13 protein-coding genes are annotated in these 22609 nt (G+C 55.2%); 3 read left to right on the forward strand and 10 right to left on the reverse strand.

Annotated features, from left to right (window positions below; translation table 11 throughout):
* Positions 1-5: 5 nt before the first annotated feature.
* The gene (locus R3I13_RS10425) at positions 6-1136 is read left to right on the forward strand and encodes a hypothetical protein (protein ID WP_346317885.1); all 1131 of its coding nucleotides are present in this window, start codon (positions 6-8) and stop codon (positions 1134-1136) included.
* Between the two features lie 62 nt (positions 1137-1198).
* Here R3I13_RS10425 and R3I13_RS10430 read toward each other — a convergent pair whose 3' ends face one another.
* From R3I13_RS10430 to R3I13_RS10465, 8 genes are all read right to left on the reverse strand, one after another.
* Positions 1199-2194 (reverse strand): adenylate/guanylate cyclase domain-containing protein, encoded by a 996-nt coding sequence (locus R3I13_RS10430; RefSeq protein WP_346317886.1) that lies wholly within the window; start codon positions 2192-2194, stop codon positions 1199-1201.
* 214 nt (positions 2195-2408) lie between these two features.
* Positions 2409-4154 carry an alpha-L-arabinofuranosidase gene (locus R3I13_RS10435; RefSeq protein WP_346317887.1) on the reverse strand — a complete coding sequence of 582 codons (1746 nt, stop codon included), beginning with the start codon at positions 4152-4154 and terminating at the stop codon, positions 2409-2411.
* A gap of 2 nt (positions 4155-4156) precedes the next feature.
* Positions 4157-5380: a glycan-binding surface protein gene (locus R3I13_RS10440; RefSeq protein ID WP_346317888.1), complete on the reverse strand. Its 1224-nt coding sequence runs from the start codon at positions 5378-5380 to the stop codon at positions 4157-4159.
* A gap of 17 nt (positions 5381-5397) precedes the next feature.
* Positions 5398-7041, reverse strand: coding sequence for a RagB/SusD family nutrient uptake outer membrane protein (locus R3I13_RS10445; protein ID WP_346317889.1), 1644 nt, complete (start codon positions 7039-7041; stop codon positions 5398-5400).
* Positions 7042-7059: 18 nt separating this feature from the next.
* Positions 7060-10269 (reverse strand): TonB-dependent receptor, encoded by a 3210-nt coding sequence (locus R3I13_RS10450; RefSeq protein WP_346317890.1) that lies wholly within the window; start codon positions 10267-10269, stop codon positions 7060-7062.
* A 449-nt stretch (positions 10270-10718) separates the two neighbouring features.
* Positions 10719-14765 carry a two-component regulator propeller domain-containing protein gene (locus tag R3I13_RS10455; protein ID WP_346317891.1) on the reverse strand — a complete coding sequence of 1349 codons (4047 nt, stop codon included), beginning with the start codon at positions 14763-14765 and terminating at the stop codon, positions 10719-10721.
* Positions 14766-14984: 219 nt separating this feature from the next.
* Positions 14985-16946, reverse strand: coding sequence for a M1 family metallopeptidase (locus R3I13_RS10460; protein WP_346317892.1), 1962 nt, complete (start codon positions 16944-16946; stop codon positions 14985-14987).
* An 80-nt stretch (positions 16947-17026) separates the two neighbouring features.
* Positions 17027-17608 carry a hypothetical protein gene (locus R3I13_RS10465; RefSeq protein ID WP_346317893.1) on the reverse strand — a complete coding sequence of 194 codons (582 nt, stop codon included), beginning with the start codon at positions 17606-17608 and terminating at the stop codon, positions 17027-17029.
* 167 nt (positions 17609-17775) lie between these two features.
* On the opposite strand from R3I13_RS10465, the gene R3I13_RS10470 reads away from it, so the two are divergent.
* The gene (locus R3I13_RS10470) at positions 17776-18984 is read left to right on the forward strand and encodes an FAD-binding oxidoreductase (protein WP_346317894.1); all 1209 of its coding nucleotides are present in this window, start codon (positions 17776-17778) and stop codon (positions 18982-18984) included.
* A gap of 106 nt (positions 18985-19090) precedes the next feature.
* On the forward strand, positions 19091-19783 hold the full coding sequence (locus R3I13_RS10475; RefSeq protein WP_346317895.1) for a DsbA family oxidoreductase: 693 nt from the start codon (positions 19091-19093) through the stop codon (positions 19781-19783).
* 83 nt (positions 19784-19866) lie between these two features.
* Here R3I13_RS10475 and R3I13_RS10480 read toward each other — a convergent pair whose 3' ends face one another.
* On the reverse strand, positions 19867-20364 hold the full coding sequence (locus R3I13_RS10480; RefSeq protein WP_346317896.1) for an outer membrane beta-barrel protein: 498 nt from the start codon (positions 20362-20364) through the stop codon (positions 19867-19869).
* An 87-nt stretch (positions 20365-20451) separates the two neighbouring features.
* On the reverse strand, positions 20452-22590 hold the full coding sequence (locus R3I13_RS10485) for a TonB-dependent receptor (protein WP_346317897.1): 2139 nt from the start codon (positions 22588-22590) through the stop codon (positions 20452-20454).
* Between the last annotated feature and the right edge of the window lie 19 nt (positions 22591-22609).

A 22609-nucleotide genomic window follows, 5' to 3' on the forward strand; every position in this document is an offset into this window, starting at 1 on the left:
CCGATATGAAAAAAGTTATCATCGCACTGGCATTCCTCCCTTCCGCCCTTTCATTATCCGCTCAAAAGAAAATGCCCGCAGAAGTGCGTGTTCCTATGACGCCCGAACGCTGGGAAGTTAAGGCTGGCACGGCAACGTTCACCGAGTTCAAATCCAAACCGGCCATCCAGCTGCTTACGCAGAACAATGCGGTGGTGGTGAAAGACCTCAATTTTACCAATGGCACCGTTGAATTCGACTGGGCGCCCGACGGCCCTAATTTCGCCGCGTTTTATTTCCGCCGCAAAGACACGCTGGAAACGGAATGTTTTTACCTCCGCACCCATGTGGAAGGCGTTCCCAATGCCATGCAGGCCGTGCAATACGCGCCCTACCTGGACGGGATAAACCTCTGGGACCTGCTGCCCAATTACCAGGGGCCCGCCGATATCAAAAAGAACGAATGGAACCACCTCAAACTGGTCATTTCCGGCAGGCGCATGCTGGCTTATGTGAATGATATGGAACGCCCTGCCCTGGTAGTGCCGCAGCTGATGGGCAACACCCAATCCGGCGCCCTGGCCTTCGACGGAGCGGGCAAGATCGCCAATCTCACCATACGGCCCGACCAGGTGAGCGGCCTCAGCCCCGAACCCGAGTCGGACCCGACTTACAACGACCCGCGGTACATCCGCAAGTGGAAGATCTCCCAACCGAAGGATCTGCCTGTAGGCCAGGAACCTTTCAACGTCAAAGCGCCTGAGCTGAAGGAAGAATGGACCGGCATCACCGCGGAACGCCTGGGCATAATAAACATTACCCGCCTCCATGGCGGAACGCCGCGCGGCGCCCGCAGACTGGCATGGCTGAAGGTGAAACTGAAAACCCCGGTAGCCCAGACACGCCGCGTGGAGCTGGGCTTCAACGATGAGATATGGATATACATCAATGGCATTTCGTTGTATACGGACAAGAACGTATTCGGCACTCCCGCCAGCAAGCCGCCGCTGGGCAGGATGTCTACAGACAACGCGCACTTCGATCTGCCGCTGAAAGCCGGTGAAAACGAACTGCTCGTCGGCATTTCCAATAACTTCTACGGCTGGGGATTGATTGCCCGGCTGGATAATATGGAAGGCATTGAAGTGATCGACTAAAATGATCAACCTGATTGACCAGCCCTGCCTTCAAAACGGGCAGGGCTGTGCTTTTGCTGCGGTTAACCCACAACAGGCCGTAAGGCCACCAGCAGCATTTCTTTTTCCTTTCCTCTCAGCCTGATGCTGCCCAGCGTTTGTGCTTCGTAATGCCCGGTGAGCCGCAGTTCTGCCATCAGGTCGCCGGAGGCGATCACTTCCGCATTGTATTCCTTGCAAAGCCCCTGTATGCGCGATGTGGTGTTCAGCACATCGCCCGAGTAAGTGATGTCTCTTTTGATAACGCCTATTTCACCCGCTACCACTTTCCCGTAATGAATGCCCGCCTTGAATACCGGCATAATGCCGTAACGGGCCATGTACTTGCTTCGCAGGTCTTCCAGGTGTTGTTTTATGTCGAAGAAACACTGGATGCATTTGCTGTTCTCCACGCCTTCCCCGTACTTCCAGGCTACGATCACTTCGTCGCCCACGTACTGGTAAATTTCGCCGCGGTTGTCAAGGATGGGATTGGTAATGTCTGTGAACAGGTCTTTCAGGAAGGCATGATATTTTTTATCGCCCAGCTTTTCGGCGATAGTGGTGGAAGAATTGAGATCGAGGAACATGAAGATGCGCTTTTCTTCGCGCGGCGTATTGTACCGGCCGCGGATAATGTTCCAGAACACGCCCGGCCCGAACTTGCTGTTGATCTGCAATAGCAGCTGCGTTACGGCCACCACTACAGACCATACCAGCCCGCTTTTGAGCACCCTCGCCATATCGGAATACACCAAAAAATGCAGGATCACGCTGATGATAAGGATTACCAGTACAAAGCCGAGGGTAACGGCCACGATGGTATAACCATAGGATTTATCCCTGAACCGTTCGTGAATATAGAATACCAGCAGGCTGCCGCCCAGCAGCGCGCCGATCAGGCCCGCCAGCATGCTCACCACGATGGCGCGCGGGAAGGAATACGTGGCGGAAGGTCCGGCTGAATTGCCGGTATGCAGCACCAGGTGGTCGTACACCGCAATCAGGAACCCGATCACCAGCCAGGTGATCATTATCATGCGCAACTGTTGCAGTTTTAAATAGGTTCTTCGGTTGAGCATAACACAGGAAATTGATCTTTTTTCAAGTTATTCATTTCCTGCTGATCTGGGGAACGCCGCCGTAAGTTTGGCCTGATCGCCCCGCGAGGTTGATTTCATGCATGCAAAAAAAATGGCCGGGTAAAATGCCATTGCATTTTTCCCCGGCTCATTTGTTTTCCTATTCTGCAACCTATTTTTTCCCGATCACCATGCACACCACAGACATGGGCGGCAGGCTCACCTTCACGCCCTGCGAGGCTTCGGCGCTGAAAGCCTTCACAGACGCATAATCCGCCGGCCCGCCCGCTATTCCCGAAGGGCCGGATCCGTTCACGAACACTTTCCGTGAAAAGCTGCTCACGCCATCGCCGCCGGTGAGCACGTACCAGTAATAGCGGCTGCCGGGTTTGAAGTTTTTAAAGGCCAGCTGCACATCGCGCGCGGAGCTGGACTTATTGACGAGCGTAACGCCCGCCTCGCCGGAGCTGAAGGTAGACGCATAGGCATTGATACCGCTGTTGGAACCGGATACTGACGTGTTCACGAAGCGGTCGCCCAGGCATTTTTTGAAATAATAGAGATAATAAAAAGCTGGCCTGGGATCCCAGCGTTGCTCGCCGGAAGCGGGTTCGCCCTGGCTGAAAAGGCCATGATCATTGCCATTTTCCCAGGCGTTGGCAAGGTCCCACCGGCAGGCGAGCCCGAAGCGGTTGCGCATCAGCTCCCCTATCACCATCACGGCATGCATGCCCGCCACCTGCGACACCATTTGCTGTGAGCCCACGGCGAAAATATTCCATTCCGTAAGCGCCAGCGGCTTCACAGGCACGCCCGCGGCGGTGGCCGCCGCTGTCACATGGTCTGCCATGGCTTTGGTAACAGCTTCCGCAGATGCCAGCACTTCCGGCGGATTGGAGTTGGTATTGTAAGCCGTATAATAGCTGTGGACGATATAATAATCCGCCGCAACACCCGCCTGGCGCAGTACGCCGGCGTTCCATTCCTTATCTGTGGCAGTGGCCCAGTTGGCAGGTTCATGCTCCAGCACCTGCGCGCCAATGAAAATGGGTTTACCGTTCTCAGCAGCCGCTTTACGCATGGAATCAGCGAATACTTTAAAATGTTTGCCGTACAATTCACCGGTAATGATCGCGGGCTGCCCGTCCTTATTCTGGGAAGGATCTATGCGGTAACCCGCCTGCCATGTGCCGTTGCTTTCGTTGCCCACTTCCCAGTACCGCGTGCGGCCTTTGTCTGCCCGCACCCAATCCGCCGCCAGGTGAGCGGCAGCCGCCACAGGATCGGGGCCGGTGCCATAACGCGCATAGCTGTAATTGACGGTGATAATGCCTTCGCTGCCGGTCTGCTGCAGCGTGCGGTAATAATTCTCCACGCCCAGCGTCCATTCCGCCGTATTGCCGCCGTACCAGTAACCTGCATCTACCTGTGCGCCGCCTGCATCGAGCAGCTTGGCGGGCGCATCCGCCGGGGCCTGGCCCGGAGCGGCATTCCAGAAGTAAACACTGCTGACGTTGCCGCCGGGAAAGCGCACAATGCCGGGGCCTAAATTCGTGAGATGAGTGATCAGCTTAGGCTGATTGGCCATCTGCGACATCCAGGTGTTGGCATTGTTGCCGAACAGCGCAGGGGAGACTTTCGTGGCAATAACGGATGCGTCTACTGTTACCGTATATGCAGCACCGGAAGGCGGCGCCTTCTCAATAAAGGCAGGCGCCGTGAACTTCCGTTGCAACCATCCATCCATGAAGAAGCCAATTGTAGCGGCAGTGGCAGGATCGGCAGGCGTTACCATATTCCCTGTCGTATCTGTATCCTGCTCACCGCCATTGTACCTGTCTCCTCCATTCTTTTTGTTACATGCCCCCGCGGTTGTACATACCAGCGCTATCAACCAGATCCCTCTTGCTATTCTCATTATTATTTAATCTTTATGATCCTGAAATTATCAAACGCCGCGTTGAACACTTCTATGGGCTTATCTTCCGAAATGATCCGGAAACCAAAAGCCACAACACCGTTGGCTTTCAACAGCTGTCCCATAGTAGCGGCCCCGGTGCCGGTGCCTTCCTTGCCGTCTGCCGCGGTTTTGAATTCGCTCAGCGGGATGGTTGCTGTCACCCACTTGTTCTCTGTATGGAACGAAGCGCCGGGCGCGCCGGCGAACGGCATGAGACGGTAAGCATAGGTTTCACCGAAGCGCAGTACACAAATAGCGGTGGTCCAGGGTTCTTTGGTATTTACTTCAAACTTCAGCGCGTAATCGGATGCCTGCTGCGTCATGATGGCGGCGGTAAACATCGGCACGTCATTAAAATTGCCGGAGCGGCCGCCGTTCCACCAGGCAGGATCATCGGCGCCTACGCCGCCAAATATGTTATGCAGGTAGTAACCGCGTGTGCCGGGAAACAAAGTGGCGTCGTTCTTACGCTCGGCGCCCCACCAGGCCCAGTTAAGACGCGGCAGTTCTCCGGTTTCGCCGTCGTTGGTGAAGTTGCTTATTACATCCGCACTCTGGTGGTCGTTCAGCGGCCCGTTAGACGTAGCGCTGCCATACTTGGCCACTACGGTAATGCGGCCCGTATCTGTGCCCAGGTCAGGCATAACAAGGCGCACGATAGTGCCTTCCGCATCCGCTTTGAACGCGGTCACTTCACGGCCGCCCGGGAACTGTATCTTTTCGATCAGCCAGAGCGCTGAACCCGCAATGAACAACGAATCTCCGGGCATTGCATTTTCGTTGGAAATAGCAAAGATCGAAGGCGGTGGAATGTCTACCACGAAGGAGTATGATGTTTCCCCATGGCTGGTAACGATGTGGATCGTATTCGGCACATCCGGATCCGTGGCCTCTGTAGGCGCATCGTCCGGGATGGTAATGATAAGGTGGGTATTGGTGTTGTAGGCAGGATTGAAATATGCGTTCATCCCGTTGAAAGACACGCTGGTGATATCGCCGAGGTTATCGCCGGTGATGAGCACCAGTGTGCCGGGCAGGGCGCGGGTGAAAGCGCTGTCTTGCCGGGCAGAGTCCAGCAGGGTCACGGAACGCACTGACGGCGGGCCGCTCAGGCCATCGTCTTTAGAGCAGGCCCACAGCAGGCTCAGCGTAAAAATGCATATGATGGATTGCAGTTTGTTCATGTCGTTGTTTTTTGGCGTTAGAACTTGTAAGGCACAGGCGGTTTACGCAAATTGGGCGCGGCAGACAATTCCACTGCCGGGTAAGGCAGGTGGAAGTTCGCTTCCGTTACAGGATAGAATGCCGGCGTATCGGAGGTGATGGTCCAGCTGGTGGCATTGGTGGCGGAATTGGGCACAATGCGGTAAGTACCCCTGTCCTGCCCGGACAGCAGCTGCAATGCTTTCTGCGGCGAATGGTAATGCATGCGCACTATATCATACCAGATCTGCCCTTCCATCGCCAGTTCCAGCCTTCTTTCGTTGAAGATGTCGTTTGCCGTGATGACCGTTTTTTCAGGAACGCCCGCGCGTTTGCGTACATCGTTGAAATATTTCAGCGCCGTAGCGTCGGTAGTAGACGGGGCCGCGCCTAAAGCTGCTTCGGCATAAATGAGATATACATCTGCCAGGCGCAGCATATAGGTATTGATCTCGGTATGCTGCTGGGTCACTTTGCCGTCGTTGTCTTCAGGCCTTCCTACCACGTATTTCTTCACCCAGGCGCGGGTATTGTACCTTTCAGTGCCTACATAGTTCCAGGGCACCTGCAATTCCTGTATGATCTTCCTGCCGGGATTGTTGGGATCGTCTACCGACTGGTGAATGTAGGAATAGTGATCGCCGGGGAACATGAAGGTGGCTTTGCGCCGTTTGTCGAGCGGGGAATAGAGCTTTAGCTGGTCCAGCGAACCGCCAAGGTCGCCGCCCCATCCGTCGCCGAAGCCGGTGATCTCTGAACCGTAGGCCAGGAACGCCTGTACGCTGTTCTGCGTGCCCCAGTCGCCGTCGTATTTCCATTGCAGGGCGAAAAGGCTTTCGGAGTTGTTGTTGTTCTTCGTGAGGAAAAGGTCCTCGTAATTGGACATCAACCTTGCGCCGCTGTTCTGGATCACATCCAGCGCATATTTTTTCGCTTCGTTCAGATCGCCCTGGTTCAGCGTACCGCTGACACCTGCGCGGGTGAGGTACGCTTTCGCCAGCATGCCTTTGGCGCTCCAGCTGGTGATGCGGCCTTTCAGCGCGGGCGAGGCGGGCAGGTTGTCTGCAGCGAATTGCAGGTCGCGGATAATGAATTCCCATACGGATTCCACGGTATTGCGGGTGATGGAGGTATCTGTAAGCAATACATTGTTATCTACAATGACCGGCACAGGCCCCCAGTTCTGCACCAGGTAGCTGTAAGCCACGGCCCGCATGAACCGGCCTTCGGCGATACCCGCCTGCTTGGCGCTCTCAGGCACGCCCGGTCCCGTGTATTTGGTGAGATTGTTGATCACCATGTTCGATTGCGCCACCACGTTAAAGAAGGAGGTCCAGGAAGAGTACACTTCGGGGGTGACATCGGTGGTTTGCATGCGGATGTTCTGCACCTGGTATGAGCCGGATGTGAGCGCTCCGCCCCTGCCGTCGCCAATGCCGTGGGATGATTTATCGTTATAGGCGAACCATACGATGTTGTACAGCGGCGCTGTTCCCGCCAGCACCTGTTCGGGCGTTTTGTAGAAGTTAGCGTCCACGATAGCGTCTTCCGGCGGACGGTTCAGGAAGTCTTTGCTGCAACCGGCCAGCATGCCGCACCAGAGCAACAGGAGAAATATTTTTGTATGATTGGGCTTGTTCATGTTGTAATGGTTTTTGCATTAAAAATCAACGCCGATGCTGGCGGAATACATCCGTGTAAGCGGGTAGCGGCCTGCATCCACGGCTATCAGCTGGCTGTTCAGCTGCACTTCTTTACCGAGGTATGCGCCCACTTCGGGATCAAAACCTTTGTATTTGGTAAAGGTGTGCAGGTTCTGCGCGCCCACGGTGAGCCGCACGGCTTTCAGCACGTTCTGGCCACGCAGCAGCGAGCTGGGAAGATTATAGCCCAACTGCACGTTCTTGATGCGGATATACGAACCGTCTTCCACGAAGCGGTTGGTAAAGCGGTTACCATTACCGTTCAGGTCGCTGCCGGTGATGCGGGGAACGGTGGTGCCGGGGTTCTCCAGCACATCCTTCCCGCCGTCTGATCTTAAGCGCGCATAGTCAAATGCTTCGATCAGCAGGTTGCGGCCCAGGTTGATACTGTTGGGATTGGTATTGATGAAGCTCAGGTAATTGTAAATATCGTTGCCCTGCGCCCCGGTGACGAGAATGCTCAGGTCGAAACCTTTGTAGGAAAAGGTGTTCGTGAGCCCGAAAGTGAGCTTGGGCCATGGGTTACCGATAAAGGTCTGGTCCCTTGAGTCGATGACTTTATCGCCGTTCAGATCGCGGTATTTGATATCTCCTACCCAAACGCCACCATCCCTGGATATATCCAGCGGAGTGCCGGGCGACTTCTCGGGAATAGCGCTGTTGCGGATCTCTTCTTCAGACTGGAAGATACCATCCATGATGTAGCCCCAGAACATCCACGGGGCCTGCCCGATGGCGGAACGGCTCGTGAAATTGTCCATATACCAGGCGGAGCGGTTAAGGAAAGCCGCGTCTGAATAGAACTTGGTGATCTTGGTCCTGAAAGAGGAGATGTTGAAATTGGTACGCCAGGTGAAACCTTTTTTGTTGTCGATATTCACGGTGTTGAGCGTAATGCCGAAACCTTTGTTCTCCATCGCGCCGATGTTCACGACGGGCGCATTGATGGCGCCTTCGCCCTTTGTGCCCATATAGGCGGGCAGCGGGTTATCCATCAGCAGGTTATCGGTTTTACGGATATAATAATCGCCTTCGAGCTGTATCCTGTCCTTAAACAGGCTCAGGTTGATACCGATGTTCTTTGTTTCGGTGGATTCCCATTTGAGGCCGGCGTTACCATATTGATCGGTACGGAAACCTGCGCCCCATGGCGTGGTAACAGACTTGAGCGCGGAATATTGTTTGCCGCCCTGGCCGTTGTTGCCGGTGGTGCCGTATTCAGCGCGTATCTTAAGATCGCTGATGAAATCAAGCCCGTGCATGAAAGGCTCCTCGCTCACGCGCCAGGCGGCAGACACGGAGGGGAAAAAGCCCCATTTATTCTCAGGCCCAAAGTTGGATGAACCATCCGCCCGGCCGGCCAGCTGCACAATGTATTTGTTGTCGTATGTGTAATTCACGCGGCCCAGCCAGGATTCAAGCGCGCCGGAGTTTTTGACGCTGCCGGTTGTTTGCCCCAATGCATCGCCGAGATTGATGCTGGGGATGTCGTTGCTGGCAAAACCGGTGCGGGTGGCGCTGAATTCCTGGTAACTCCAGGCCTGCGCCTCGTGGCTGCCCATTACGCCGATGCTGTGTTTTCCAAAGCTGGTATTGTATTGCAATAATTCGTTCAGGTTCCAGTAGAAGTTGCGGTTGTTGTTCACGCTCAGGCTTGCTTTTTCGTTGGCGACGTAGCCGAGCCGGTAAGTGGGCGTGAACTTGCTGCCGTCCCCGTATTCAAAGCTGCCGTTGAAGCTGGTGCGGAAGGTGAGGCCTTTGATGATGCCTACTTCTGCGAAAATGCCACCCAGGCCGCCGGTCTTTTTCAGCCGGTTGTCTACCAGGTTCGCAATGGCCACCGGGTTTAGCGGGGCATACTTCGCATTGCCGCCGTATTCATTTTCCGTTGCGCCGCCCCAGCTGCCATCAGGATTTTTCACGGCAACGTTCGGCGCAAGGTTGAGGGCGTTGCGGATCACATCTTCGCTGGTGGAAGCGAGCTTTTCTTTCGTCTGGTAAAAGTTGAGCGTAGTGCCCAGCTTCAGCCATTTAAAAGCCTGGTTGTCCAGGTTAAGCCTGAAGGAATAACGGTCGAAGTTCGAGCCAATGGCCACGCCATCCTGGCTGAAGTACTCGCCGGACAGGTAATAGGTGGTATTGTTCAGGCCGCCGCTCACGGTTACCTGGTGCTTTTGCAGCGGGGCAGTCTGGAAGAGCTCTTTCTGCCATTGCGTGCCGGCGCCCAATACGGAGGGATTGGCGAATTCAGCGGTAGGCGTGCGGTTCAGCAGCCGCGCAATCTCGTTGTTCATGATAGCGAACTGCTGCAGGTTCATCACGGGCAGCTCGTCCGGTTTATCCTGCAGGGTATAGAGGTAGTTGTAGCTTACTTTGAACTGGCCTGCCTTGCCGCGTTTGGTGGTTACAAGCACCACGCCGTTGGTGGCGCGGGAGCCATACACCGCTGTTGCGGAAGGCCCCTGCAGTACTTCGATGGACTCGATGTCGCTCGGATTGATACCTGCCAGCGGGTTCACGGAGCTGGTGTTGCCGTAGCTCACGATAGCGGGCTGTATCTGAATGCCGTCTATCACGTACAGCGGCTCGTTGGTGCCGCTCAGGGTGTTCACCCCGCGGATCACCACGGAAACGCCGCCGCCCGGCTGGCCGGAGTTCTGCGTTACATACACGCCCGCGGCCCTGCCCTGGAGGGCCTGGTCCATGGTGGTGTTGATCGTCTTATTAATGTCTGCTGAAGAAATAGACACCTGCGCGCTGCTCTGGTCAGTTTTCTTCATGGTGCCGTAGCCGACCACCACCACATCTTTCAGCAGGCGCTGGTCTGTTTCCAGGGTGGTGTTCATCACGTTGGAGGCGCCTACGCGCAGCTCCCTGGTGGCAAAACCGATAAATGTGATGCCGATCACCTGGCCGGTGGAGGCGTTGATGCTGAAGCGGCCGTCGTTGTCTGTTACCACGGCGTTGGTAGTGCCGCGCACTGCCACGGTTGCCCCGGGTACCGGCCTGCCGGATTCAGCGTCCGTCACTGTGCCCGTAATTTTGCGGGGAGCGGGTTGCCCGGCCGGGGAAGTGTTTTGTGCATGTGCCGGTAAGGCAAGCAGCCAGATGCAGATCAGGGCCCATAATGCCAGGCACGACCGTACTGTAATGCTGTGTTTTTTCATACGTGCAATGAGTTTTGTGGATGGTGGAATTGAGCGTTTTAGTTTGGTTGTCATTTCATAACATAAGTGGACCTATTATTGTGGAATCATCCGGCTAAAAGTAGGCAGACGCCCACACACCGGGGGGAGTGCCTTGTTTATAAAAGCGGTCGGGAATGTTGCACACCCCGGACGGGATGTTAATTTGAAGGGTATGATTTGTAGCCTCCGGAGGGTAAAAGGATTGGTTTTCATAGGATTAAACCGGATGGTTCAGGTTTAAAGGAAAAGTTAATCAAGAAGCTGGCGCAAGTCTGAAGGGCTTGCCATGTGCGCGAGCCGACTTGTGCCGGGGCGGGCTTTGGGTAGCGCAATATTCGCCCCAGGTTCTTCCAATGGCACAAGTCTGCCTACGTGCAACCTGCGCTTCAGGCTTGTGCCAGCGTTGTGTTTTTCCCCTGTATTTAATATTATTTCCGCATAGCGGTAGCATAAGCGGAGGGCAGCATGTGATATGCCATTTTGAAGTAGCGCGCAAAGTACTTTGGGTTGTTGAAGCCCACTTCGTACGCCACTTCGGTAATGTTCATCTCCGTTTTGGTAAGCAGCATAGCGGCCCTTTGCAGGCGCACCGTGCGGATGAACTCTATGGGAGGATGCCCCGTAAGGGCGAAGATGCGTTTGTAGACAGACACCCTGTTCATACATAGTTCGCGGCTCAGCACTTCCACTGAAAAACCGGGGTCGGACAAATTCTTTTCTACGATCTCCAGCGCCCGCTGCATGAATTTTTCGTCCCCCGAAAGACCGTTGCCTTCCGGCTCCTTCTGCGGGATCACCAGCTGCACAGGCGCCTGCCGGTTCAGCAGGTTGCGCACGCGGGAGAGCATGATCTCGAAGTTGAACGGTTTGATCAGGTAATCGGCCGCGCCGGTTTCCAACCCTTTCAGCTGCTGTTCTTCAGCCGCCAGGGCGGTAAGCAGTATCACGGGAATGTGGCGGGTACGGGCGTCCCCGGTTATTTTGCGGCAAAGCTCCACCCCGTCCATCAAAGGCATGGTGATGTCGCTCACCACGAGGTCCGGCAGCTGGGCCAGGGCCTGTTGCCAGCCGGCGGCGCCGTCCTGCGCTTCTATGATGTCGTAATATTCTTTCAGGTTGTCTTTCAGGTAAAAACGGAAATCGTCGCTGTCTTCCACCAGCAGGATGGTCTGCTTCTTTTTGTTGCGTTTCTTACCGTTGGACAGGAATACTTTCTGCGGCGGCGCGGGTTTCGTTTCTTCCGCCTGGCCGGCAGGTGTGAAAGGAAGCCTTACGGTAAAGCAGGAACCTTTGTCCGCCTCGCTTTCCACGGCGATGGTGCCATTGTTCAGCTTCACGAATTCACGGGTAATGGCAAGGCCGATGCCGCTGCCCTGGTTCACGTACTGCCCCGGCTGGTCGCTCTGGAAGAAGCGTTCAAATATTTTCTCCAATTGCCCCGCAGGCATACCTATGCCGGTGTCTTTCACTTTCAGCTCCAGCGTAGCCAGCTCGGGCTCCAGGGTCACGTCTGCCGTTACGGACACTTTGCCGCCCTGGGGGGTGAATTTAAATGCGTTAGACAGGAGGTTGAACAGGATGCGCTCCACTTTGTCATGGTCGAAAAGCACCTGCAACTGGCTGGCATTGGCAGTATAGGTAAACTCCACGCCTTTCCGTTCGGCGAGGTCGGAGAATGATTGGGCCACTTCTTCCAGGAAGCCCATCAGTTCGCCCTGTGTGGGCACTGGCTTCAGTTCCTGCATTTCCATCTTGCGGAAGTCCATCAGCTGGTTCACCAGGTTCAGCAGGCGTTTGGCGTTGCGGCGTATCAGCTGGAACTGCTGCTTTTCTTCATGGTTGCCGCTTTTGCGGATCATGTCCTCTATCGGGGAAAGTATGAGCGATACGGGCGTTCTGAATTCGTGGCTCACATTGGTCAGCAGCTTGATCTTCATCATGTCCAGGTCGTGCAGGCGCTGGGCCTCCTTGCGTTCCTGCTGCAATGCAAACCGGCGGTGGGCACGGTCTATCACCATTTTCCTGGAGAAATACAGCAGCGCGATGGTCAACATGATATACACGGCATAGGCCCAGGGCGTTTTCCAGAACGGCGGCAGGATGCGGATCTTCAGGGAAATGCCCTCGTTGTGCCATTGCCCGTCCTCTTCCGCGGCCTTCAGGTGCAGGGTATATTCGCCGGGATTGATGTTGGTGTAGGTAATGCGCCGGCTCCGCCCGTCTGTCACCATCCATTCTTTGTTGAACCCCTCCAGGAAATAGGTGTAGCGGTTCTTGCCGGGGTGCGCGAAATTGAGCGAAGCGAAGTCGATGGAAAAATCATTTTCGTTGTACCGCAGCTCCAGTTCTTTGGTTTCAGGCAATGCGGCGGGCAGCACGATGTGGTTGCGGAACTTTTCATTGACGCCCACGGTCTTATTGAACAGTTGCAGGCCGGTGAACACCAGGGCTGGCTGGGTATGATGCTGCCTGATCTCTTCAGGCCTGAAGATGTTGAACCCGTCTGCCCCGCCGAAGATCATTTCGCCGCTGCGCAGGGTGAGCGCGGCGTTTACGTTGAACACCTTGCCCTGCAATCCGTCACCATCATCGTAGTTGCGGCATTTGATGCGCACGCCCCCTTCTCCCTCTTCCACTGAAATTTTGCTGAGGCCCCGTGACGTGCTCACCCAGATGTAGCCCTGGCGGTCTTCGAGTATGCTGATGATATTATCGTCCGGCAGGCCCTGCGCGGTGCGGAAGGTGCGGAAAGTGCGGGTGGCGGGGTCGAAGAGGCTGAGGCCCTCGCGCGTGCCGGCCCACATATGGCCACGGCTGTCACATAGCAGGGAACTGACGTTGTCGTTACTGAGCTGGTGCGTGCTGTGCAGCAGGTGGACAAAAATGCCCTTCGATTTATCCATCACATCGATGCCGTAGGCGGTGGAAACCCAGAGGTCGCCGGCCGGCGTTTCCGCGAAAGCGGTGATGTAGTTGGAATGTACAGAATTCGGCTGGTCCGCATTGTTGTGGTAAAAGATGCCGTTACCCGGGTCGAAGCGGTCCAAACCGCCGCCCAGCGTGCCTATCCAGAAAGTGTTGCGGCGGTCGCGGTAGATCTTCCACACGGTCTTATTGGCCAGGCTGTTGGGATCCTGCGGGTTGTGGCGGTAATGGGCAAAGCGCTGGTGGTTGTAATAATCCATGCCCCCGAAATAATACCCGATCCAGAGGTTGTCGTATTTATCAACGTACAGGCTCACGATCACATCGTTGCTGATGCTGTTATCGTCTGCCGGGTTGTGTTTGAACTGTTTGAAGGTATGCGCCTGCCGGTCGAAGTAAATGAGCCCGCCGCCGTTGGTGCCGATCCAGAGGTTGCCTTTGGCGTCTTCGGCAAAACAATTCACATCATTGTAGGGCAGGCTGCCTGCGATGCCGTGTTTATGCTCATAGAGGCGGAATTTCATTTTGTTTTCCGCGTAATAGCTCACGCCGCGTTTGTAGGTGCCGCACCAGATGATGCCCTGGTCGTCTTTATACAAGGCATAGATCGCGTTTTCCGCAATGCTTTTGGTGTCTTCGATCCGGTTGGTGATGGTGGTGGTGGTAAAATCTTTTTTGTTGACCACATTCACGCCGCCATGATCTGTTCCAACCCAGATGCGGCCGTGCGCGTCCTGTATGATGCTGTTCACGATGTCGTTATTCAGCACCATGTTCCTCCTGGAAAGGAGGCGTATTGTGCCGTTGCGCGGGTTGTAATACATCGCGCCGAAATCGCTGTTCGGCATATACAGCCACAGGTCCTGCTCCGCGTCGATGAACAGCTGGAGGGACAGCGGTGGTTTGGTCACGTACGGGCAGAGTATGTCTGTTTCCATCAACGTGCGGCCGGTGCGCGCATCCAGCCTTACGAGCCCGCCGTCCATATACAGCAGCATAATGTGCTGCTCATTTTCCCGCCTGATGTCTGCGATCCTTGCGCCGCGTGGGTTTTTCAGCGGCACGCGGGCTGTTTTGTTTCCCGCCAGGATGCGGTACAGCCCTGAATCCGCATAGGCTACCCAGCTGGTGTCGCCGGCGGGCAGGATGCTGGTGACCCCTGTTTGCGGCAGGCCCAGGCCTTTCAGCCACAGGGGGGCGGATGTAAACTGCTCCAGCACGGGATCGTAAAGATTATCGCCATTGCGGGTCTTAACATACATGCGTTTGCCCGGCAGGGCATAAAGACCCATGATATAATCGTCGCTGAGGGAAAGGGAATCGGCAATGCTGTGGCGGAAATGGCGGAAATTGCTGCCATCGTAGCGGTTCAGCCCGCCCATGGTGCCAAACCACAGGAATCCTTTGGCGTCTTTGTAAATGCAGTTCACCTGGTTGCTGGAAAGCCCATGATGGATATTCAAGGTGCTGAATTCGTGCAAAGGCTGCTGTGCATGGCTGCGGTTCAGCAGCATACAGAAAAGCAGTAACAGTTTATATTTCTGTAACATGGAACGCGTGGAACTGTCTTTTGTAATTTAACGATTTAGATCGGATTTTCCCTGCATATATCCGTTAATATGGAAAGAAACCCCGTTGGCATCTGCCGGGAAATTAAGTAAAAAAACAACAGGGTAAAATTAAATGTCAATAAAACACTTTTTAATGTTACAATAATAAAAAAGAGCGCCATCACAGGCGCTCTTCGTTGTTATGCTACAGCAAGATTTTTATTGTTTGACCCAGCTGTTATTCGCGCTGTTCACATCCGGCAAACGTTTGTCAGGATCGATTGTCACGCTTTCAATCTTACCGGAAACGGTCTGCCTGAAACGGAACACCGGCCCGCTCTGCCAGATCTCTACCGGGAATTTCAGGCGTTTCACGCTGCCGTCTGCCAGCTTCAGGTCTACCGTTACCGGCATGGGCGCCTGCTCCAGGCATTCCAGGGTTATCATGGCGGTAGTATCGTTCTGGTAGGTTACGGCGCCAACGGCCATATCCACTTTCCAGTTGTTCAGTATCCAGGAACGCCAGAACCAGTCAAGGCTTTCGCCGCTGCTGTTTTCAATGGCACGGAAGAAGTCCCACTGCGTAGGGTGTTTGAACGCCCAGTTGTCGATATAATACCGGAAAGCTTTATCAAAACGCTCTTCGCCAAGGATCTCTTCCCTCAGCAGGTCGAGCCCCACAGCGGGTTTGTAATAGGCCAGGATGCCAAGGCTGCCCTGGCGCACGATATCCGGCCGGTGCAGGATGCCGGCGGAATCCATGTACATGGCGCGGCTCAGGTTATGGCGGTCTCGGCCTTTATTGGCGTATTCGCCGTTGTTGAAAGCCTTGTCTGCAATGCCGTTGATGAAGGTGTTGAAACCTTCGTCCATCCACGCAAAACGCCTTTCGTTGCTGCCCACGATCATGGGGAACCAGTTGTGGCCGAATTCGTGGTTGGTTACGCCCCAGAGGCCCGCGCGCTGTGAGCGGGAAGAGCAGAACACGATGCCGGGATATTCCATCCCGCCAACAATACCGGCTACATTTACCGCGACGGGATATGTATAGGGATACCATTTTTCGGAATAATGCTCGATGCAGCCTTTTACGTATTCGGTAGAGCGGCTCCAGGCAGTGTCCCCGGCGCTTTCGTCGGGGTAAACGCTCATGGCCAGCGCTTTTTTACCGCCAGGCAGGTTCATGCGCGCAGCGTCCCAGATAAAGGCGGGTGATGAAGCCCAGGCAACGTCCCTCGTATTACTGCATTTGAACTTCCAGGTAAGGCGCTGTTTGGCAGGGCGTGAAGCAGGGTCGGTCACTTCGCTCCTGTCGCGCAGCATCACGGTCTTGTCGCTCTGCTGCGCCTGCTGGTAACGCTGCAATTGCACGGGGGTCAGCACTTCGGCCGGGTTCAGCAGCTGGCCGGAACCAACCACGATGTGGCTGGCGGGCGCGTTGATGCTGTATTCGATGTTACCGTATTCCAGGTAAAATTCGCCCTGGCCGAGGTATGGCAGGGTGTTCCAGCCCAGCACGTTGTCGAACACGCACATGCGGGGATACCACTGCGCGATCTCGTATATCTTTCCATTCTTCGTTTTGAGGATGCCCATGCGGTCGGTTCCATATTCAGGGATGGGGAAAGAGAACTGCACTTTCACCTGTACCGCGCCGCCATTGGCTTTCAGGGCCTGCGGCAGGTCTACGCGCATGCGCGTGTCCGTTACCTGCGGCGTTACTTTCTGCTCTTTGCCTGCGGTGATGACGGACACATTGCCGATGGTATAACCGCCGTCGAAGTTGCGGTTGCCCCAGCGGCCGGCGCCGCCGGTGGAAACGGACCCGCGCGATTCTTTGTCGTAAATATTCTGGTCCAGCTGCAACCATAAGAACGGCAGGGTTTCGGGGCTGTTATTCTTATACGTGATGATCACAGTGCCGGAAACGGTTTCTTTTTGATCATCGAATGTTACATCGATCTTGTAATCGGCGGCATTCTGCCAGTATTTGCTGCCGGGGCGGCCGCTGGCTGTACGCACATCGTTTCCGTCTGATAAATAAAATACCGGTTGAAATGCTTCATACTGGCTGAACTTGGATGTGCTGGCAGGGCTTTGCTGCGCAGATACCATCGCGGGCAGGCTCATCATTCCAAGGAAAGCGGCCAGCCTGGCGGTCTTTTGCTGGATTGCAGGCATAAATTCTTGTTGTGTTAAACGGGTGGTAATCTAGGGATAATATTTTGTTTTAAAAAGCAAATGCAGGATGAGCGGATGGCCTACCGCTGCTTCAGCGCAGCCAGCACTTCTTCTCCCCTCGGGCTCAGGCGGTAGCCCAGTTTCAGGCTTTCAGTAAGACCAATATTCTTCAACTTCCTGACATTCAGCTTCAGCCAGTCCTTGTCCATTCGCAGGGCCACCGCCAGGTCGCCCGCCCGTTCTGCAGGATGGCGTTCGATGGCGCTCAATACTTTCTTCGTCCAGGGGCCGATAGCACTGTGTTTATCGAGGGAAGCGAGTTTTTTGAGGATGCCGGCCATTTCATCGCCGGAGATCTCGTTGTTCTCGCGGAGGGCAATGCGCGGGTCTTCGCCGAGATAATGAAAGCGGATGCGGTACAGCTGGCCGGGGTGTTTGGCCAGCTCCGTCATCAGGGCTGCTTTGGAAGGAAAACCTGATTCGCGCGCCGAAGCTTCTGTGATGTCTGACTGCGGCACTTCCGTCACTTCGTCTATCATCAGCTGCCCGTAAGCTGTCAGCTGCGTGCTGCCCGCTTTCAGGTTCGGCCTGCGCCAGTTGCGGTACGCCAGCTTGATCTTTCCTTCCCTGATGCCTTTCAGGTGGTTCATGCGGAACATCATTCCTTAAATATAAGCAAAATGGCTTTTACTCCACCTTCAGGTGATATTCCTACCGTAAGGCAATGCATTCCAGCCGTTGCGGAACGCGATCTTGAAGCGGTTGCTGAACATGCGGTATGGATTTTGCGTTGTTACCGGTGATTTCCAGGTTTTAAAATCACCCGCTTGTGGACCTCAGTTCAGGCTTACCGCTTTCACTTATCCAGAACGGCCTGCCGCATGTTTATCCTAAGCTGCGGCGGGATATTCGTACGCCCGTTACCGTAATAGGCGCGGGTATTTCCGGCGCGCTGACCGCTTACGCGCTGGTAAATGCCGGCCTGGAGTGCGTGGTGGTGGATGCGCGCACGGCAGGGCTTGGCAGCACCTGTGCCAGCACTTCGCTGTTGCAGTACGAGATAGACGTGCCGCTGACGGAGCTTTCAGCGAAGATCGGGAAGGCGCATGCACAGCGGGCCTACGAGCTTTGCGCAGCATCCATCGGCGCGTTGGAGGAGATCAGCCATAAGCTGGACGGCTCGCTGTTCCGGCATAAGGAAAGCCTGCTGCTGGCTTCTTACAAAAAAGATGTGACGTGGCTGGAAGCCGAATGCAAAGCCAGGCGGGCGATGGGGCTCGAAGTGGAATGGTGGGATGCGGCGGCGGTGAAGAAGCATATGGGATTTGAAAAGCCCGGCGCCATCTGGTCTGCCACCGCCGCGCAAACGGACGCTTACCTGCTTACGCATTCGTTGCACCGGCATATTATCAGCAAAGGCGCACAGGTATACGACCGCACGCCGGTAAAGGATATCCGCTTCTCCAAAACCGGCGCGGAACTGCTCACCGCGGGCGGCCCGGTGATACGGAGCAGGAACATCGTGATTGCCACAGGATATGAGACCTTGCAATACCTTCCCGCCCATGTCGTACAACTCTATTCAACCTACGCCGTCGCAGGCGAACACGCGGAAAGCGGGCCCGCCTGGTACCACGACTGCCTTATATGGGAAACGAAGACCCCATACCTGTACATGCGCACCACAACGGATAACCGGGTGATCGTCGGCGGCCGCGACGAAGCCTATTACAATCCCCACCGCCGCGACAAGCTCATTAAAACCAAAACGCGCCAGCTGCAGCGCGATGTGCACGCCCGTTTCCCGCACCTGGACTTCCAGCCGGAATTCGCCTGGGCCGGTACTTTCGGCAACACGCAGGACGGGCTGCCCTATATCGGCGGATACCGTAAAATGCCGCATACATTTTTTGCGCTGGGCTTCGGCGGCAATGGCATCACCTTCAGCCAGACAGCCGCGGAGATCGTTTGCAGCCTTATACAGGGCAAAAAACATCCTGATGCAGGTATCTTCTCCTTCGACCGGTTTAAGGGCTGAAAACAGGCAGTTACCCGCAAGTAACCACCTTTCCTCCCCTGCATGACACGGCGCTGACATCCATCCCTGCTTTAATCCGTAAATTTGTCCCTTAAATTTTGAGTGTATGAAGATCGATATCTGGTCGGATGTGGCCTGCCCTTTCTGCTACATCGGCAAACGCCACCTGGAAGCAGCATTGGAGCAGTTCCCGCACAGCAAGGACGTACAGGTTACCTGGCACAGCTTCGAGCTGGACCCTTCCGCGAAAAAAGAATATGAAGAAGACCAGTACCAGTTGCTGGCGAATAAATACGGTATGAGCCGCGAACAGGCCATTGCGAACACAGAGCGTGTAGCCGCTTCCGGTAGGGCGGCGGGCCTGTCGTTCGACTTCGACAATGTGAAGCCCGGCAATACCTTCGATGCGCACCGGCTTATACAGCTGGCCCACAAAGAAGGCAAACAGGATGAAATGGAAGAACGCCTGTTCAAAGCCTATTTCACCGAAGGCAAACGCGTCAGCGACCCGGCCACACTCCAGGCCATTGCCTCAGAAGCCGGGCTGGACGCGTCTCCCCTGCTGAACAGCAATGCGTTTACCGACGAAGTGCGCCGGGACGAAGCGCAGGCCCAAAGCCTGAATATCCGCGGCGTTCCCTTCTTCGTGTTCGATATGAAATATGCCGTATCGGGCGCGCAGCCGGTGGATGTATTTTCGCAGACCCTGCAAAAGGTCTGGGAAGAGAATCACCCGCAAGACATTACCCCTTCCAACAGCGAAGGCGGCGTTTGCGAAGATGGCTCCTGCACCGTATAAAGCTCTTCCGTAAAAAGAGAAAACCTTCTGTGGCAAACGATTTCGTCTGCCGCAGAAGGTTTTTTATTTAAACCGGAAATATGTTAGAAATTATACCCTGCCTTCAGCCCGAAGAATCCTCTCGTGCCATCGCGGAACCAGGCTTCGTATTTGGCCGCCACATCAAGCCCCAGCACCCTGATGCCTACGCCGGGCGCTACCAGGAACGCCGCGCCGGTGGGATCGCTGTCCACAAAGTTCGCGGAACCTGCTTCCAGCTTAACGTAGAGGATAGACACCAGTTTGTATTTCAGGCCTACCCTTACAGGAACGGCTGCGAGCTTGTTATACTTGACATTGTTCACGGTATTGCCGCTGAAATGCATGTAACCGACAGAGCCTGTTACGCCAAAACCAGCCACCAGCTTAATGTCTGCATTCAGACCTGCGCCCCAGCCAGTATTATGCGTGTCCTGGAAATCGCCGCCGACGGGGAAACCGGCTTCTACGTAAGGGCCGATGCTGAAGCGTTTTAGTTGTGCCTGCGCGGCAACGCTGCAGACCAGTAACAGGGCGATGAGCAGAGAGAATTTGTTTTTCATTTTCAGGATATTTGGGTGGTTATTCGTATTGTACGAAATTATTATTTATTCCCACATAAACCAAAATAAACCAAACGATTACACGCCTTATTGACCGATGCGCCCTTTCTCGCTTTCGATACCGCTTTTTCTTGTCTTGCTTGCTTTCACACTGCTGTTGCCGAAACGCCAGGTGAACGTGAAAGTGATGGCCCGTGCATCGTTGTAGGTGGTGCTGCCGGTCTGCACGCCATGATAGTTGGCAATGGCGCCCATTTTCCGGCTGCGGAAAATATCCGTCACATTCAGTTTCAGGTCGCCGCGCTTTTGCAGGATGCTGCGCTGGATGGCCATATTCACGCCCCATACCGGTTCCATGATGTCCAGGCCGGACGATACGCGGGAGGAATAATTGAAAGCCAGCTGGAGATTGAACCAATCGGGGATGTTAAAAGAATGAACATTGCTGAAGAAATATCCCGGGCTGGGCTCCAGCAGGGCCGCGGTGTCGTAATGATAACGGATGTAACCGCCCTGCAGCGCTGCGTTCATGCTCCACCATTTGTTGAGCGCTTTGCTGAAAGTAATGCCGGCAAACAGCCATTCGGAATAGCTCAGGTTGCGGTAAGTGTTGTACAGCACCTGGCTGCCGGGTTCCTGCTCGTTCACTTCGGTTACCACGCCGTTGTAGCGCATGTAAGAAAGCGTGGTGAACAGCATGCCCTTCCAGCCATGCGTCAGCTCCAGCGAATGGGCGATCTCGGGGTCCAGGCCGGGATTGCCGCGGGTATAGTTGTATTTGCTGCGGAAAGTGAGGAAAGGGTTCACCGCGGAAACGCCCGGGCGGTTGATGCTTTTGCGGTAAGAGAAAGAAAATTCATTGTTATCGTCCGGCGAGAACTGCAGGGCGGCATTCGGGAAAAAGCGCAGGTAATGTTTGCTGAAGGAAGCGCCGGTGGTAAGGGAATTGCCGCGTGTACGGGTATCTTCCAGGCGGGCGCCGGTTTCCAGGCTCCATTTGCCCCAGCTGCGGGCGTAATTGAGATATGCGGCGCTGATCCATTCACGGTAGATGAACACGTTGGTCTTGCCGGCGTCGTTCATCCATCCTTTTCCCGTTTGCTCTTCCCAGCGTGTATCCGTTTCCGTTTGTATATGAATGGCCTTTATGCCTGCCTCGAATTTCCCCAGCTTTGAAGGATGGGTATAATCCGCAGACAGCGACTGGATGGCCACTTCCTGCGGCGAATGGTCGCGGAGGATGTAGGGCTGCGCATGCGTGGACCAGGTGGAGAAGAGATTTTCAGGATCGCGGCGGTAGGCGTAGGCATCGCCATTGATGGCGAGGCTGCGGCCGGTGCTGTCCAGCGTTACTTTGTAGTATGCATTGAGCGCGGGGATCCAGGTATTGTTGCGGCCGCTGGTGCTGGCGTTGAGGACAGAATCGGGGTTGGGAGAATGGCTGTAGAAGCGGGATTCGTCTGCCCGGGCCAGTTGGCTGCCTGTATGCCCAAGCGTGAAAGTGAGACCTGCGGCGCTTTTTTTATTGATCTCATAATCCAGCCCGCCGCGCAGGTTAAAGTTGCGGCTTTCGGTAACGCTATTTTCATGGCCGTTGACGCTGAAGCCGTTTACTTCGCGGGTATGTTCGCGCGTGGCGCTGCGTTTGCCGTATGCGCCGTCTATGCCGCCATACACGTTCAGTCCGCGGGCGCGATGGTTCAGGAACACGGAAGCGCTGGTACGGGCGTAGTCTCCCGCGCCGGCGGCAACGGTGGCGGTGCCATTGGTGCCAAGGCCCTTCTCTTTCTTCATCCGGATATTCACCATGGCGCCGCCTGCCGCGTCGTATTTGGCGGAAGGATTGCTGATCAGCTCTATTTTGTCCACCAGCTGGCCTTGCGTGCCGGTGAGCAGGTTTTTGAGCGCTTCTTTATTGAGGTACGAGGGCCGGCCGTCTATATAAACCGTAACCGGCTTGCCATTATAGGAAATATTGCCTTCGGCATCCACTTTCACGCCGGGAGCCAGCTCCAGCACTTCCAGGATGTTGCTGCCTGCTGCCAGCGGGCTGTTGGCGAGGTTGAGCACCAGCTTGCCGGGCTTCATTTCCACGAATTGTTTTTTGGATGCGATGGTCACGCCTTTCAGCGCGATCGTGTCTTTATGCAGCCTCAGGGAATCCTGGGCCTGGGTATGCAGGCTGGCTGCGAGGAAGAGAACAGGGATTAAAAAATTCTTTTTCATATTTTCGGTTTTATGATAC

This window comes from Chitinophaga sp. YIM B06452 (genome assembly GCF_039655965.1).
In the GTDB taxonomy this organism is placed as follows: Bacteria; Bacteroidota; Bacteroidia; order Chitinophagales; family Chitinophagaceae; genus Chitinophaga.